General features: G+C 44.5%; 10 protein-coding genes. 8 read left to right on the forward strand and 2 right to left on the reverse strand.

The genetic code is table 11. The annotated features are described in order from the left end of the window. Positions 1-93: 93 nt before the first annotated feature. Positions 94-1,620, forward strand: coding sequence for a dGTPase (gene dgt / locus FE394_RS01340; protein ID WP_319924599.1), 1,527 nt, complete (start codon positions 94-96; stop codon positions 1,618-1,620). Here the strand turns inward: dgt and FE394_RS01345 are convergent. Next, positions 1,604-3,985: an ATP-binding protein gene (locus FE394_RS01345; RefSeq protein WP_319924600.1), complete on the reverse strand. Its 2,382-nt coding sequence runs from the start codon at positions 3,983-3,985 to the stop codon at positions 1,604-1,606. The genes dgt and FE394_RS01345 overlap by 17 nt on opposite strands. Before the next feature lie 53 nt (positions 3,986-4,038). On the opposite strand from FE394_RS01345, the gene rlmD reads away from it, so the two are divergent. The 7 genes from rlmD to FE394_RS01380 all read left to right on the forward strand — a co-directional run bounded on the left by rlmD (position 4,039) and on the right by FE394_RS01380 (position 14,723). Further along, complete coding sequence (gene rlmD, locus FE394_RS01350) at positions 4,039-5,448, forward strand: 23S rRNA (uracil(1939)-C(5))-methyltransferase RlmD (RefSeq protein ID WP_319924669.1); 1,410 nt, start codon at positions 4,039-4,041, stop codon at positions 5,446-5,448. Between the two features lie 52 nt (positions 5,449-5,500). Then, positions 5,501-7,738 carry a GTP diphosphokinase gene (gene relA, locus FE394_RS01355; RefSeq protein ID WP_319924601.1) on the forward strand — a complete coding sequence of 746 codons (2,238 nt, stop codon included), beginning with the start codon at positions 5,501-5,503 and terminating at the stop codon, positions 7,736-7,738. A gap of 58 nt (positions 7,739-7,796) precedes the next feature. Further along, complete coding sequence (mazG, locus tag FE394_RS01360; RefSeq protein WP_319924602.1) at positions 7,797-8,597, forward strand: nucleoside triphosphate pyrophosphohydrolase; 801 nt, start codon at positions 7,797-7,799, stop codon at positions 8,595-8,597. 283 nt (positions 8,598-8,880) lie between these two features. Further along, positions 8,881-10,518, forward strand: coding sequence for a glutamine hydrolyzing CTP synthase (gene pyrG, locus FE394_RS01365; protein WP_319924603.1), 1,638 nt, complete (start codon positions 8,881-8,883; stop codon positions 10,516-10,518). Positions 10,519-10,592: 74 nt separating this feature from the next. Beyond that, the gene (gene eno, locus FE394_RS01370; protein WP_319924604.1) at positions 10,593-11,894 is read left to right on the forward strand and encodes a phosphopyruvate hydratase; all 1,302 of its coding nucleotides are present in this window, start codon (positions 10,593-10,595) and stop codon (positions 11,892-11,894) included. 352 nt (positions 11,895-12,246) lie between these two features. Next, positions 12,247-13,632: a DASS family sodium-coupled anion symporter gene (locus tag FE394_RS01375; protein WP_319924605.1), complete on the forward strand. Its 1,386-nt coding sequence runs from the start codon at positions 12,247-12,249 to the stop codon at positions 13,630-13,632. Between the two features lie 170 nt (positions 13,633-13,802). Next, positions 13,803-14,723 carry a dienelactone hydrolase family protein gene (locus tag FE394_RS01380; protein WP_319924606.1) on the forward strand — a complete coding sequence of 307 codons (921 nt, stop codon included), beginning with the start codon at positions 13,803-13,805 and terminating at the stop codon, positions 14,721-14,723. A 107-nt stretch (positions 14,724-14,830) separates the two neighbouring features. On the opposite strand, the gene FE394_RS01385 is transcribed toward FE394_RS01380, so the two are convergent. After that, positions 14,831-16,315, reverse strand: coding sequence for an aldehyde dehydrogenase family protein (locus tag FE394_RS01385; protein WP_319924607.1), 1,485 nt, complete (start codon positions 16,313-16,315; stop codon positions 14,831-14,833). Positions 16,316-16,501: the final 186 nt, after the last annotated feature.

Raw genomic sequence — 16,501 nt, forward strand, 5'->3', positions numbered from 1 at the left:
ATGGGTTGAATTCGTCGGGAAGTGTATCATTGAATAGTGACTTACCGGATATCCCAACTTTAAATAATCGTTTCATTCGGTATGGGAGGACTGATGTCTAATATTGATTTCAAACAGAAGTTGAATTACCAACGTAAGTTCAGTAAATCTTCCATCCATCCTGATGATGAAGATTACATAACCCGCCAATTTGAGAGTGATCGTGGGCGGATTATCAACTCAGCCGCCATCCGGCGATTGCAGCAAAAAACGCAGGTATTTCCACTTGAGCGTAACGCCGCCGTGCGCAGTCGATTGACCCACTCGCTCGAGGTACAGCAAACAGGGCGCTATATTTCAAAAACGATTATTGCTGAGCTGACAAAGCAAGATTTGCTGAATCAATACGGGCTAAGTGATCGCTTACTTGCTTTTGAAAGCCTGATTGAAATGGCCTGTTTGATGCACGATATCGGTAATCCCCCCTTCGGGCATTTTGGGGAAGCGGCGATTAAAGATTGGTTTTCTCGCCGATTAGATCCGGACTATTCATTTGACATGGAAAATCGGCAGGATGATTGTAAAGTCGCGGCATTACGCCTGACAGGGGAAGAAAAGAAAGATCTGTTCCGCCGGCAGTTACGTAAAGATCTATGTCAGTTTGAAGGTAATGCCCAAGCTATTCGTCTGGCACATAATCTGCTCCGATTGAATCTGACTTATGCCCAAATCGGCTGTATCCTGAAATATACCTGCCCGGCTTATCGTCTGGAGGAATCCCCTGCTGAATTCAGTTATCTGACGAAGAAAAAAGGCTATTACTGGTCAGAAGACAATTTTATTCGTGAGCTGAAAAAAGAGCTGCAACTGGGGGAATTCTGCCGTTTTCCACTGACATACATTATGGAAGCCGCAGATGATATTTCGTACTGCATTGCTGATTTGGACGATGCTGTTGAAAAAGGGATTTTTAATGTCGATCAACTGGTGGAATATCTGAAAAAAGAGTGGGAAGAGACTGGGGGACAAAGGAAAGGTGATTTGTTCGAAGCCACGGTGATACAAGCTCATAAGAAAACGACTAACAATGAAGTGCGTCGCAATATCCACGAACAATTTTTTATGTATTTGCGGGTGTTTATCACCGGCAAATTGGTTCCTTATACAGCAAGGCTGTTTATTGAACATTTGCCGGAAATTTATGACGGGACATTTAACCACGCTTTGTTAGAAGGGGATGGAGATGAACACCGTTTACTGGAAACCCTGAAAAGCGTCACACGCAAACAGGTTTTCAATCATCCTGAAGTAGAAGAATTAGAATTGCAGGGCTATCGGATTATTACCGGATTACTGGATGTGTATTCCCCTTTGCTGGAATTGTCCCGACAGGATTTTATCGAGCTGAACCAGAATAACTTTCACAAAAAATACTTTATTGAAACTCGTTTGCTGCACAAACTTTCCACCAAACATCGTCTGGCATATGGCGAAGCCGTGGAGGGAATTGTTGCCACTGATGAAGCTGAAAAAGATGTACTCGAATTTTATTATCGGGCACGACTGATTCAGGACTACATCAGCGGTATGACTGATCATTACGCTTATGAAGAATATCGTAAGTTTATGGTGACAAAATAACGGGCCGGGTCGCCTTGAGGACATCGGGGGCTGCTGCAATCACATGATTGATTTCATCCATGAATTCCAGCAACTCCGGCTCCAGATCAGCCAGAGCAACGCCTTGCTGAAGTTGCCCTTCAACAAATTCACATATGGCTTTCAGTTTAGGTACACCGTTATAGCAGCAACTGCCGTGTAATTGGTGGACATGATGCTGAAAATGTTTGCGGAGAGTTTCTCCGTCGGCAGTTAAAGCCTGTTCAATCATGACTCGCATTTCGGGTAAGGATTGCACCAGCATTTCCAGCATCTCCTGTGCCAAGGATTCTTTACCAGCGGTCTGCTTTAAAGCCATATCCCAATCAATTGTCTGTGGTTTTTTCTGCTGGCTGTATTTATTCAGTAATGCCTGCAAGCGATCTTCATCCAAGGGCTTGGAAAGACAGTCAATAAAAGGTGTATTTTTTTCATGATGGAACGCATTGTTTTCGGGGTAAACAAAAGCAGTGACAGCAACAATGGGGGTCTCTTTATGTTGGGGTAATTGGTGGATGTGTTCAGACGTTTGGATGCCATCCATATCTGCCATTTGGATATCCATCAAAATCAGATCCAGAGCGTGTTTTTTTGCCATCTCCAGCGCTTCCATGCCGCTGCTGCACAGCAAGGTATTTTCGATTTGCTCACTTAACAGAGTGCCAATTAATTTCAGATTAGCGGGGTTATCATCCACCGCCATCACTGTTATCGGTAAAACTGTTATCGGTAAACGCGATGCCACAGAAGGAACGGGCAGATGTGTTGGCAATGAACCGAATAAAAACTCGTCTTTTTCCAGCCAGATATCAAAATAAAATACCGTACCTTTGGCGACCTCACTGATGAAATCAATATCCCCTTTCATTTCATTGACGAGCCTCTTGGAGATGCTCAAGCCCAGTCCTGTTCCGCCATAATGGCGGGTAATGCTGGCATCTGCCTGATTGAACGCTTGGAATAAGATCGGGCGATATTCTGGTTTGATGCCGATACCTGTATCGGTCACAGAGAAATCAATCTGTACGAGATGATGCTGTTGCTGGCGTAATTTAATATCCAGTCTGACGCTGCCTTTGTCCGTGAATTTAATCGCATTGCCAATCAGGTTCGTAAGTATTTGCTGTAAGCGAATAGGATCGCCAATCATCAGGTTAGGTAATTTGTCATCAATATGATGATACAGCGGCAGGTTTTTCACACTCGCGGCAGGAGTGAGTAACTCAATCACTTCATTGACAGTATCCCGCAGCAGGAAAGGGACTTGATCCAGCACCAGTTTATTCGATTCCAACCGTGAAAAATCCAGAATGTCATTGATGATTTTCAGTAGATTATTGGCCGATCTGTCAATGACATACAGATATTCCATTTGCTGGGATGTAATGGGGGTTTTTAACATCTGACGGGTAAAACCAATAACGCCATTCAGTGGTGTGCGCAATTCATGGGACATATTGGCCAGAAACTCCGTTTTGATCCTGACCGCTTCCTGCGCCCGTTTTTTGGCAATGGTCAACTCAACGTTCTGGATTTCAAGCTGTTCCATCGTGATTTGCAGGTCGGAAGTTGCCTGATCGATATGGAGCTGCATTTCGTCCTTGTACTTTGAAAGTGATTCCGCCACCGTATTGATGCCATTTTGCAGGGCGGCCAGTTCTCCCGGCATAGCTCCTTTCACCCGACTGTTCAGTTGCCCCTGTCGGATGCGATCCACCGCTTTGACCATACAGTTCAGCGGCTGTGTTACTTTCCGTACCAGCGCATGAGCAAACAGGGCGGTTCCACCAAGACACAGGATTAACAGAATGATTGAAGTCGCAATCTCTTTATATTGTTGAAGCTGTGCCGCGCGTAAATCCAAATCAATTGCGATATAACCGATGGTCTGAGACGCGCTGGTGGTATTATTCCACTGATGAGAAGAGGGGGTTTCTGAGATGATGGGCATCTTCAGAATGATGCTATTACCATATTCCGTCTTGGATAAGGTTGTTGGGATCAGTTCATCAGGGCTGAGTCTCAGGTGATTGACATCATATTTGTTATTCGAAATATCAAATAATTTATGATGTTCATCAAAAATGGCAATAGCCCTGACTATCTCAGAGTTCCGGCGATGCAGGCTGTTTATCAACGATTTGACGCGTTTTCGATTGTCCAGATTAATGCCGACTTCGCTGGCGATGGATAACGGTTCAATGATGCTGATCCCACTGCGGACTATCAGGCTCTTCAACTCGTAATAGCGGTATGAGATAAATGATATACTCACAAGCGTTCCGACCAGTAAAACAGGAACCAATATCAGGCTCATCATACGGGTGCGTAGGCTATATTTGGTCATAGGCGTCCATTGTGGGAAAATCAGAACTCAATTTTTCAAAGTCAGTCAGAATCATGGTGCAATTTTACTCCCCAAATCGTCGTTCCGTAAACCGGGACATTATCTCCGTTACCGCAGATAACCTTGATGCACAAGGGCAAGGCATTGCCCGTCATCAGGGAAAAACTATTTTTATTTCAGGATTATTGCCGGGTGAGCAGGCACAGATCCAACTGACAGAGGAAAAACGCCAGTTTGCCAAGGCCAAAGTAGTCAAACGGTTATCAGACAGCCCATATCGTGTAGCGCCTCATTGCCCGCACTTTAAAATGTGCGGAGGATGTCAGCAGCAACACGTGGCTAGTGAGCTACAAACCAATACCAAAGCCAGTATGCTGGAGCATTTGATTCAGCGGGAAACCGGAATTAACATCAGCGCGCATCCCATTATTCACAGTCCAGAATATGGTTATCGGCGTCGTGCCCGGCTTGGCCTGCAATATAATGCCAAACAGCGCGCATTATTGATGGGATTTCGACAGAGCCAGACCAACGATTTGGTAAATATTAAACGTTGTTCTGTCATGCGCCCTGAGCTGGAACAGTTATTGCAACCACTATATCAGTGCCTGAACAGCCTGCATGCAGTTAAGCGATTGGGACATGTTGAATTGGTGCTGGCGGATAATGGCCCATTAATCGTATTGCGCCATCTTGATCCATTGAAGCTCGGGGACAGGGAGATACTGCGCACTTTTTCAGTGCAGCATAATGTGGCACTGTATTTGGCCGGTGAACAATTATCAGATGAGAAAGTATCAGATGAAAAAGTATCAGATGAACAATTATCAGATGAAAAAGTATCAGATGAACAGTTAGCGGGTGATAAAAAATCCCTTGAACCTCTTATAGGGGGGCAAGCTGCACCTTGGTATCAGGTGAATGGCTTAAAACTGGTGTTCAGCCCGCAGGATTTTATTCAGGTTAATGATGAAGTTAACCAACAAATGGTATCACAGGCGTTGGCATGGCTGGATTTACAGCCAACAGACAGAGTTCTGGATCTGTTTTGCGGCATGGGGAACTTTACCCTGCCGATTGCGACTAAAGTTCAGGCAGCAGTTGGTGTGGAAGGGGTTGCCGCATTGGTCGCGAGTGGGCAATATAATGCTCAGCTCAATGAACTTAATAACGTCGATTTTTTTCATGAGAATTTGGAATCGGATATTCACCGGCAGCCATGGGCAGCGCTGGGATTCAATAAAGTATTGTTAGACCCCGCCAGAGCAGGTGCAGCGGGCGTGATGTCTCATATTGTAAAACTGGCCCCCGAAAAAGTGGTTTACGTTTCCTGTAACCCCACGACACTGGCACGGGACAGTAAAGTTTTACTGGAGGCGGGTTATCATCTTGTCAGTGTGCGGATGCTGGATATGTTTCCGCACACCAGTCATCTGGAATCCATGGCACTATTTAGTCGTTAGCCGCGAACTAAGGGTCAGCCGGGAGCCAATGGCTATCGAGTAGGGAGAAATTATGGTTGCGGTAAGAAGTGCGCATCTCACACCGGCAGGTGAATTTGCTGTCGATAAGTGGATCGCGAGTTTAAATATTACTAATCCACAATCCAGTGAAAAACTGGCTGAAACATGGCATTACTGTCGCGAAAAAGTCCAAAATCACCCCGATGCGGAACTGTTGCTGTGGCGCGGTGTAGAAATGGTGGAGATCTTGTCCACATTGAGCATGGATAATGACAGTATGCGTGCTGCGCTGCTTTTTCCCATCCTTAATGCCAAGCTGCTCGATAGCGAAACAATGACAGAGACTTTTGGTAAATGCATCACGAATCTGGTGAATGGGGTACTGGAAATGGATGCCATTCGCCAGCTAAAAGCCACTCATACCGATGCAATTTGCTCAGTACAGGTCGATAATGTCCGCCGGATGTTACTGGCGATGGTGGAAGATTTTCGCTGTGTGATTATCAAACTGGCAGAGCGTATCGCCCATTTGCGGGAAGTGAAGGATGCCAGCGAAGATGAGCGCGTACTGGCAGCCAAAGAGTGTTCCAATATTTACGCTCCTCTCGCCAATCGTTTGGGGATCGGGCAATTAAAATGGGAGCTGGAGGATTTTTGTTTCCGTTACCTGCATCCCGATGAATATAAGAAAATTGCCAAGCTGTTGCATGAGCGCCGGATTGATCGTGAACAATATATCGAAAAGTTCATTACAACCCTGCGTAAATACATGCTGAAAGAGGGGATCAAAGGTGAAATATACGGCCGCCCCAAACATATTTACAGCATCTGGCGAAAAATGCAGAAAAAGTCCCTCGCCTTTGGTGAGCTGTTTGACGTTCGCGCGGTTCGGATTGTCGTTGAGCGTTTGCAGGATTGCTACGCAGCATTGGGGATAGTGCATACTCACTATCGCCATTTACCGGACGAATTTGACGATTACGTTGCCAATCCGAAACCAAACGGTTATCAGTCCATTCATACGGTTGTTTTGGGGCCGAGTGGTAAAACCCTAGAAATCCAGATCCGTACTCGTCAGATGCATGATGATTCTGAACTCGGAGTGGCAGCGCATTGGAAATATAAAGAAGGTACTGCGATTGGGGGCGGAAAATCAGGAAGTTATGAAAGCCGCATTGCGTGGTTACGTAAACTGATCGCATGGCAGGAAGAAATGGCAGACACCGGCGAGATGCTGGATGAAGTACGCAGTCAGGTATTTGATGATCGCGTTTATGTCTTTACGCCAAAAGGGGATGTCATTGACCTGCCAATCGGCTCCACACCGTTGGACTTTGCTTACCACATTCACAGTGATGTCGGGCATCGCTGCATTGGGGCAAAAATTGGCGGACGCATTGTGCCGTTCAGCTATCAGCTTCAAATGGGCGATCAGATTGAAATTATTACCCAGAAGCAACCCAATCCAAGCCGTGACTGGCTGAATCCTAATCTTGGTTATGTGACGACCAGCCGTGGCCGCGCGAAAATCCATAATTGGTTCCGTAAGCAGGATCGCGACAAAAACATCATTGCCGGTCGCCAAATGTTGGACAACGAACTGGCGCACTTAGGGATCACCGTCAAGGAAGCTGAAAAAGAGCTGATTGCCCGTTATAACGTTCATTCGTTGGAAGAAGTACTGGCAGGTATTGGTGTTGGTGATGTTCGCATCCATCAGTTGGTTAATTTCCTGCAAAACAGATTCAATAAAACCACGGCAGAAGAAGAAGATCGCGAAGCACTTCGCACTCTGGAAAGCAAAACCTATGCTCCGCGTAACACAACCAAAGATAATGGCCGAATTGTTGTTGAGGGCGTTGGTAACTTGATGCACCACATTGCCCGTTGCTGTCAGCCTATTCCCGGCGATGAAATCATTGGCTTCATTACACGCGGTCGCGGGATTTCCATCCATCGTGCTGATTGTGATCAGTTGGTGGAGTTGGAAGCCAGTTCTCCGGAGCGGATCGTTGATGCAGTATGGGGAGAAAGTTACTCCAGCGGCTATTCCCTTATTGTGCGGGTACTTGCCAATGATCGCAGTGGATTATTGCGTGATATCACGACCATCCTCGCCAATGAAAAAGTCAATGTACTGGGCGTCAGCAGTCGCAGCGATGTTAAACAGCAGCTTGCCACCATTGATATGAATATTGAGATTTATAACTTACAAGTGCTCGGGCGGGTATTGGCGAAGCTCAATCAGTTATCTGATGTGATTGAAGCCAGACGTTTACACGGTAATTGATTAAAGCATAGATAAGATGAAACCATAGATAAGTTGAAAGCATAGATAAGATGAAAGCATGGATAAGATGAAACTAAGCTCTATTGAACGAATTAAGGGGATTATGGCGCAATTGCGCCATCCCCAGAACGGCTGTCCTTGGGATAAAGTACAGACTTCTGCCACGATCGCGCCTTATACGCTGGAAGAAACCTATGAAGTGCTTGATGCGATTGAGCGCAACGATACCGACGCCCTGAAAGAAGAGCTGGGGGATCTGCTGTTTCACATCGTGTTTTATGCCCAGATGGCTCAGGAACAACAACAGTTCGATTTCGATGATATTTGTGAGACGGTATGCGACAAACTGGAACGCCGCCATCCCCATATCTTCAATCAACAAGCAGGGATCAGCAGTGAAGAAGCGATAGGAAGCTGGGAACAGCGTAAAACCGCAGAAAGGGCAGAAAAAGATCAACATTCGGTGTTGGATGATATCCCGGCCAGCCTTCCGGCACTGATGAAAGCCTATAAAATTCAGAAACGCTGTGCTTCGGTTGGTTTTGATTGGGATACACTGGGTCCGGTGCTGGATAAAGTCTATGAAGAAATTGATGAAGTCATGGACGAAGCGCAACAGGCCGTTGTTGACGACGCCCGATTGGAAGAAGAACTGGGTGATTTATTATTTTCGGTCGTGAACTTATCCCGTCATTTGGGGCATAAGCCGGAAATGGCATTACAAAAAGCCTGCCATAAATTTGAAAACCGCTTCCGTAACGTCGAAAAACTGATCCTCGACAAAGGCTTGTCATTGGAAACTGCTACACTGGATGAGATGGAAGCCATGTGGCAGAGGGTTAAAAAGCAGCAGTCATAGGGTAGTGATAACGAAAAATAGCATAAAAATAGCATGAAAATAGTATAGAAGTTGCAAAAAGGATGCGGCATAAATGGCTGGATAACCTGAATCAGGTGAAAAAATTTTATACTAATAACTTGATGAATTTAAAGAGAAAGTCGGGCATGAATTTCACTGCGTTATTGCTTATGTGGTACTTTACCCCGTTTAGATGGTTTGTAGCGAAATTAAGGTTAGGGTATACTGCTTTCCCGTCCTGTTATATTCATCATCCTTTTAAACCTAAACTTTCAGGTTCAGCATGAAAACTAATTATATTTTTGTGACCGGCGGGGTCGTATCCTCTCTGGGTAAAGGCATTGCCGCAGCCTCTTTGGCGGCTATACTCGAAGCCCGTGGACTCAATGTCACCATTATGAAACTGGACCCGTATATCAACGTCGATCCGGGTACAATGAGCCCGACCCAACACGGGGAAGTTTTCGTGACCGAAGACGGCGCTGAAACTGATCTTGATTTAGGTCATTACGAACGTTTCATCCGAACCAAAATGACACGCCGCAATAACTTCACGACTGGCCGTGTCTATTCGGAAGTGTTGCGCAAAGAACGCCGTGGCGATTATCTTGGCGCGACCATTCAGGTTATCCCTCACATCACCAATGAAATCAAAGACCGCATCATCCGTGGCGCAGAAGGCCATGATGTTGTATTGGTGGAAATCGGCGGTACTGTCGGTGATATCGAATCCCTGCCATTCCTTGAAGCTATTCGTCAGATGGCGGTAGAAGTGGGTCGTGAAAACACCCTGTTCATGCACCTGACTCTGGTGCCTTATATGGCTGCTGCGGGCGAAGTGAAAACTAAGCCGACCCAGCATTCCGTGAAAGAATTACTCTCCATTGGTATTCAGCCGGACGTGTTGATCTGCCGCTCAGATCGCATCGTTCCAGCCAATGAGCGTGCAAAAATTGCGCTTTTCTGTAATGTTCCAGAGAAAGCGGTTATCTCTTTAAAAGATGTTGATTCCATTTATAAAATCCCGGGCCTCTTGAAATCTCAGGGCTTAGATGATTATATTTGTAAACGATTCAGCATTGAATGCCCAGAAGCGGATCTGTCCGAATGGGAACAGGTCATTTATGAAGAAGCCAATCCATCAGGTGAAGTGACCATTGGGATGGTGGGCAAATATGTTGAACTGCCAGATGCTTATAAATCAGTGATTGAAGCACTGAAACACGGCGGGCTGAAAAAGCGCCTGACGGTCAACATCAAACTGATCGATTCGCAGGATGTTGAAACCCGTGGTGTTGAAGTACTGAAAGATCTGGATGCGATTCTGGTGCCGGGCGGCTTCGGTGGCCGTGGTATCGAAGGCAAGATCATGACTGCACGTTATGCCCGTGAAAACAAAGTTCCATACTTGGGTATTTGTCTGGGAATGCAGGTTGCTCTGATTGATTTTGCCCGCAACGTTGCAGGTATGACTGATGCTAACTCCACCGAATTTGATCCTGAATGTAAGTTACCGGTTGTTGGCTTGATCACCGAATGGCGTGATGAGGACGGCAACGTAGAAGTACGTAGCGAAGAGAGCGATCTTGGCGGAACGATGCGTGTTGGTGGTCAGTTGTGCCATCTGACTGAAGACAGTCTGGTACGTAAACTCTATGGCCAGGATGACATCATTGAGCGTCATCGCCATCGTTATGAAGTGAACAATTTGTTGTTGAAACGCATTGAAAATGCAGGTTTGCGTGTAGCAGGCCGTTCAATCGACAACAAACTGGTGGAAATCGTTGAGAACCCAGCACATCCGTGGTTCGTGGCGTGTCAGTTCCACCCAGAATTCACTTCAACGCCTCGCGATGGTCATCCGTTATTTGCCGGCTTTGTTGAAGCCGCAGGCAAATACCAGAAAGGCCAGTTGAAATAAGATATGGGGCAATGGGTTGATTTTTAGCTTCAACTTGTTGCCCGAAATTTAACTTGTGATTTGAGGAAAACCTAATGTCCAAAATCGTTAAAGTGCTTGGCCGTGAAATCATCGACTCCCGTGGTAACCCAACTGTAGAAGCAGAAGTTCATCTGGAAGGGGGCTTTGTCGGTCTGGCCGCTGCACCATCAGGTGCATCAACAGGCTCTCGCGAAGCGCTGGAACTGCGTGATGGCGATAAATCTCGCTTCATGGGTAAAGGTGTTTTGAAAGCTATCTCTGCGGTTAATGGTCCGATTGCACAGGCTCTGGCTGGTCAGGATGCGAAAGATCAGACTAACATCGACAAGATCATGATCGAGCTGGATGGTACTGAAAACAAATCTAACTTCGGTGCTAACGCGATTTTGGCCGTATCCCTCGCGAACGCCAAAGCAGCGGCAGCAGCGAAAGGTATGCCTCTGTACGAGCACATCGCTGAGCTGAACGGTACTCCGGGTAAATTCTCTATGCCTCTGCCAATGATGAACATCATCAACGGTGGTGAGCACGCGGACAACAACGTAGATATCCAAGAATTCATGATCCAGCCAGTTGGCGCAAGCACACTGAAAGAAGCTGTACGCATAGGTTCTGAAGTATTCCACAATCTGGCAAAAGTGCTGAAAGCAAAAGGCATGAGTACTGCGGTAGGCGATGAAGGTGGCTATGCGCCAAACCTGGAATCCAACGCAGCAGCGCTGGCAGCAATCAAAGAAGCAGTGGAAAAGGCGGGTTACGTACTGGGTAAAGACATTACTCTGGCGATGGACTGCGCTGCTTCTGAATTCTATAACGAAGAAACGGGTAACTATGAGCTGAAAGGTGAAGGCAAAACTTTCACTTCTCAGGAATTCACCCACTATCTGGAAGGTCTGACTAAAGAGTTCCCAATCGTTTCCATCGAGGATGGCCTGAACGAATCTGACTGGGATGGTTTTGCTTACCAGACTAAAGTGCTGGGCGACAAAATCCAGTTGGTTGGTGACGATCTGTTCGTAACCAACACCAAGATCCTGAAAGAAGGCATCGATAAAGGTATCGCAAACTCGATCCTGATCAAATTCAACCAGATCGGTTCTCTGACTGAAACTCTGGCTGCAATCAAGATGGCGAAAGATGCTGGTTACACTGCGGTCATCTCTCACCGTTCAGGTGAAACGGAAGACGCAACGATTGCTGACTTGGCAGTAGGTACTGCGGCAGGCCAAATCAAAACGGGTTCTATGAGCCGTTCTGACCGTGTAGCTAAATATAACCAGCTGATCCGTATCGAAGAAGCACTGGGTAACCGTGCACCTTTCAACGGTCTGAAAGAAGTCAAAGGTCAGGCATAATTGCCAGCCTGATTCGATAAAAAGTAAATATTATTTATGTTTTGGCGAAAGAGTTCATGCTCTTTCGTCTTTTTATTGAAAGAACATTTTATTTCGACTGGTGATTATGTGTGCTGTCATGAAATGAAAATGTGACATAACAACAAAAATTTAGTTTAATTTCTCAACAATTACTCGGAAATTAAACAAATCCCACGCAGTAGATCCCAAAATTATACAACTCGTATTTTATTTCTTTTTAATACTCCTTATTATTTCAAATGTAATGTAATTCTTTAACATTTATGGCAATGATTCATTAAGTATTCTTTTTACATTACAGAGTTATGTCTCATTGTTTTACGGAGTCTTCATGGACGCTTCTGAATCTTTAACCCCAGCGATCGGGCCTACCCCCTCAAATAAAAGAGGCTTAATTATTCTCGCGCTGGATATTATTTTGCTTGTAGTACTGCTTAAGTTTTTACCTTATGGAGAAAAAGCAAACGCAGGCTTGGCATTGATGGCATTTGTGGGTGTGTTATGGCTGACTGAAGCTATTCACGTCACAATTACTGCACTGTGTATTCCGATTCTGGCTGTTGGTATGGGATTGATGAATACTGGTGACGCGCTGAAATCTTTTGCAAACCCGATTATCTTTTTGTTCTTTGGCGGTTTTGCACTGGCAACGGCGCTACATATCCAAGGTTTGGACAGATTGATAGCTAACCGCTTGTTGATGATTGCCCGTGGGCGTTTGTCTGTAGCGGTATTGCTGATATTTGGTATTACTGCACTACTTTCCATGTGGATCAGCAATACTGCAACCGCAGCGATGATGCTACCACTGGTTCTCGGTATTCTGGCGAATCTGGATGTACGCTCTGAACGTAATACATTTGTATTTGTACTGTTGGGGGTAGCATATAGTGCCAGTATTGGTGGATTAGGTACATTGGTAGGTAGTCCGCCCAATGCCATCGCTGCAGCACAATTGGGAATGGATTTCGTCACATGGATGAAATATGGCGTACCAATGGTGATCATTCTGTTGCCTGTTATGATAGTACTGATGTACATCATGTTGCGCCCGAACCTGAACCATAAATTTGATCTGGAACTGGAGCATCTGGAATGGAATAGCAAACGCATTATTGCCATGAGCATTTTCCTGCTGACGGTTGTTTGCTGGATTTTCAGTTCAGTTATCAGTAACGCACTTGGCGGTGTCAAAGATCTGGATACAATTATTGCGGTGAGCGCAGCTATCCTGATTGGCATTACTGGCGTATCAACATGGTCACAGATTCAGAATAACACTGAATGGGGCGTATTGATGCTGTTCGGTGGTGGTCTGACACTGAGTGCTGTCCTGAAAAATTCTGGTGCCAGCGAAGTGATGGCGAATGGAATGGCGACCACTTTCGGTACAAGCCCTTGGTTTGTGATTATCGTTGCGATTGCTACATTTATTATCTTTCTGACAGAATTTACCAGTAATACAGCGAGTGCTGCGTTGCTTGTGCCTATTTTTGCTACGGTTGCAGAAGCATTGGGAATGCCGGTCATGGTCTTGACGATGATAATTGGTATTGGTGCATCCTGTGCATTTATGTTGCCTGTTGCAACGCCACCTAACGCAATTGTTTATGGCTCAGGCTATATCAAACAAATAGAAATGGTCAGAGTGGGCATAGTGCTGAATCTGGCATGTATTGCTATTATTTCTGCGGTTGCCTGGTTTTTCTGGATCTAATGATTAAATAAACTATGATTAAAATCGCCACCTGTACAGGTGGCGATTTGTATTTCTGACATGCTAATAAATTATTTATAAATCAACTGGATATATGAGAATTCCCTTCGGGAAATAAGTGTTATCTATGTTGCATGTGTTTTATTATTCATTTAAATGAGAATTATCACATGATTAAATATATTTTTATTTTATCCCTGCTGAGTTTGTCTTTTTCCGCTAAAAGCGTAGGTGATTTTTATACCCATACACTAACATCTGATGATAAAAAGGATATCACTTATTATCTTTTTCAAAGAAATAATGGAAAATCTAAAAATCTATTGGTTCTCATTCAGGGTTCTGATTGTAAGAGTGCCATACGAAATAAAAATATGATAAAAAAATTTGGTCAGGTTATTCCTGAAAGTGATCTCTTACTGGTTGAAAAGTATGGACTTAATGCAAATACATCAAATCAGGATGATGTGGCAATAGAATACGATAACTGCCCTAAAATATACATGCTAAATGATTCGCCTAAAAAAAGAGTATCGGACTATATCACTGCCATAAGCCTCTTAAAAAAGAATTATAAAAAAGTAATATTAATAGGCGGAAGTGAGGGTGCCATTATTGCCAATTTAGTGACAGCAAATTCAGATGTCAGCGATGTAACAATATCAATGAACGCCGGCGGGCGCTATTTTAGTGATGATGTCATTTACAGTACGATAAAGAATTATAAGGGAACAAAAGTAGATGACGAAGTCAGAAATGTGAATAAAATGTTTGCCTTAATTAAAGAGGATAAGCTACCCGACGATTCTATTATTGATACCCACGGAATTCGCTGGTGGAAAGAATCGTTATCCATTGATAATCAGTCAGTAATATCATCAATACAGTCACCTATTCTGATTATACAAAACATGAATGATATCAACGTTAATGTTGATTCATTCGACAAAATGCGACACAAAATCAACAAGCCAAATATTACTTTTATGACCTATGAAGGCCTTGACCATTTTTTCAATAACCGTGAAAAAGAAGATAAATCATCGGTTGTCATTGAAGATATTAAAAAATGGTTTAAACAACTACATTAAATAAACGTACTGATTATTTTATTACCGGGCAAGCTATCGATAAAGTTATTCTGAATCGCCACCAGTGAAGGTGGCGATGATTTTTTAAGTCATTTTTTTCTAACGCATTAATCTTCTTTGGTACTGATATAGATGTTTTTCACTTCAGAATAAGCATCCAACATCATTTTGTGGGTTTCACGTCCAAGACCTGATTTCTTATAGCCGCCGAAAGGAGCATGAGCAGGTAGCTCGTGATAAGTATTAATCCACATGCGGCCGGTTCTTACGGCTTTGGCAACGCGCAGGGCACGGTTAATGTCCTGCGTCCATACCGCACCCGCCAGACCATATTCAGAATCATTGGCCATGTCGATGACTTCTTCTTCATTACTGAATGGAATAACGCACAGCACCGGCCCGAAAATTTCTTCCTGTGCAACCCGCATTTTATTGGTCACATTCGTGATAATAGTGGGCTGGATAAAGAAACCATCATCGTATCCTTCACCTGTCATGCGGTTTCCGCCAGTCAGTATGTTTGCCCCTTCTTTTTTTGCCAAATCAACGTAACTCAAAATGGTATTCATTTGATCTTCGCTGATCTGGCTACCCATTTCGGTTTCCATCAGCATGGGATCACCCACTTTGACTGATTCAAATACCATTTTCAGCGATTTCAGTAATTCATCATAAATATCTTTATGCAGGAACAGGCGGGCACCCGATTCACAGGCTTGTCCTTGATTCAGCAAAATCGCGTTGGCGGCATATTTAACGGCTTTCTTCATATTGGCATCAGGGAAAACGATATTGGCAGATTTACCACCCAACTCCAGTGTTGCAGGAATGAGTCTTTTCGCTGCCGCCGCCGCAACGTTGTAACCGATTTCTGTCGAGCCGGTAAAGGCTACCTTGTTAATACCTTCATGGTCGAGGATAGCCTGACCGACAATTGAGCCACGCCCGGTCACAATATTGACAACGCCCGGTGGCAGAACCTGACTCATGATACGTCCCAATTCAAGCAGAGTGATTGGTGTCAGGCTTGCAGGATTCATGATAATAGTATTACCAGCGGCAAGGGCAGGTGCGAGTTTCCACGCAGCCATCAATAATGGGAAATTCCATGGAATAATCTGTCCGATCACGCCAACTGGCTCTCTTATCACCAGACTGAGCGTATCGTTATCGATAACATCAGTAGCATCAGAATGAGCACGGATCACGCCTGCAAAATAGCGGAAGTGATCGACGGAGAAAGGAATATCAAAATTACGACACAGCGCTTGGGTCTTACCGCCATCCAATGTTTCAAGAACGATGAAGCGTTCTGCTTCTGATTCCAGCAGGTCGGCAATTTTCAGTAGCAGCGCTTGCCTTTCTGCGGCGGATGTTTTGCTCCATGCTGGCAGGGCTTTTTGGGCAGCTTGGACCGCCAGTTCAACATCGTCGGCGTTACCTGCTGCATATTCCGTCAGTAGTTCACCCGTTGCAGGGTTATAGCTTTTTAGCGTATTTTTCGAAACACTATCGACCCATTTGCCATTAATCAACATCTTGTAAGATTGAGTGGGTAACAACTCTTTGGCTATATCATGTAGCTTTTTCATTATATTCTCCGGGTACTTTGGTTTCTGTGTATGCTAGGATATATATTTAGAAGTGATTATCGGATAAATTCTTAATTTCTAAAAAAGTTTAATCTAAATATAAAAGATCTGTATCAATAATTGTTATAGATAAATTTTAACTTATTGTTAAATATATTATTAATGAATAACCTGATAATTCAGGAT

This window comes from Xenorhabdus littoralis, from assembly GCF_033949345.1.
GTDB classification, from domain to species: domain Bacteria; phylum Pseudomonadota; class Gammaproteobacteria; order Enterobacterales; family Enterobacteriaceae; genus Xenorhabdus; species Xenorhabdus littoralis.